We start from the raw sequence: 488 nt of genomic DNA, 5'->3' as shown, positions 1-488 counted from the left end.
GGTCTCGGTGGGCGCGGAAGGCAGCGAGCGTCAGATCACGAACGTGGCGGCCGGTACGCAGGGCACCGACGCGGTGAACATGAACCAGCTTACCGCCGCGACCGTGCAGTCGCAGGGTTACACGGACCAGCAGATTGCCGGCGTGCAGAGCCAGATCAGCGACGTGCGTCGCGATGCGTTCGGCGCAGCGGCAGCGGCGATGGCGGTTGCGGGTCTGCCGCAGCCGACCGCGCCGGGCAAGACGATGGTGGCGGCAGGTACGTCGCGCATCGGCGGCCAGCAGGGCATGGCGCTGGGCGTCTCGTACGTGTCCCGCGACAACCGCTGGGTGGGCAAGCTCTCGGTGAGCTCGAGCGCGCAAGGCAACACCGGCGTGACGCTCGGAGCAGGCTATCGGTGGTAACGCCCCGCGCGGCAAGGATGGCATCGTAGGTTGATGCCATGAAACCTCAAGCCCGGCAGTCGAAAGACTGCCGGGCTTTTTCATG

At 67.8% G+C, this 488-nt stretch carries 1 protein-coding gene; it reads left to right on the top strand.

The features are described from left to right. Positions 1–403 (top strand): YadA family autotransporter adhesin (locus U5775_RS39035; protein ID WP_322063451.1); only part of this gene is annotated, 403 nt, incomplete at its 5' end. Between the last annotated feature and the right edge of the window lie 85 nt (positions 404–488).

It is taken from the genome of Paraburkholderia sp. J63, assembly GCF_905220245.1.
Taxonomy (GTDB): Bacteria; Pseudomonadota; Gammaproteobacteria; order Burkholderiales; family Burkholderiaceae; genus Paraburkholderia.
Note: the sequence above shows the minus strand (reverse complement) of the source record. Positions and strands in the feature narration are given on the sequence as shown.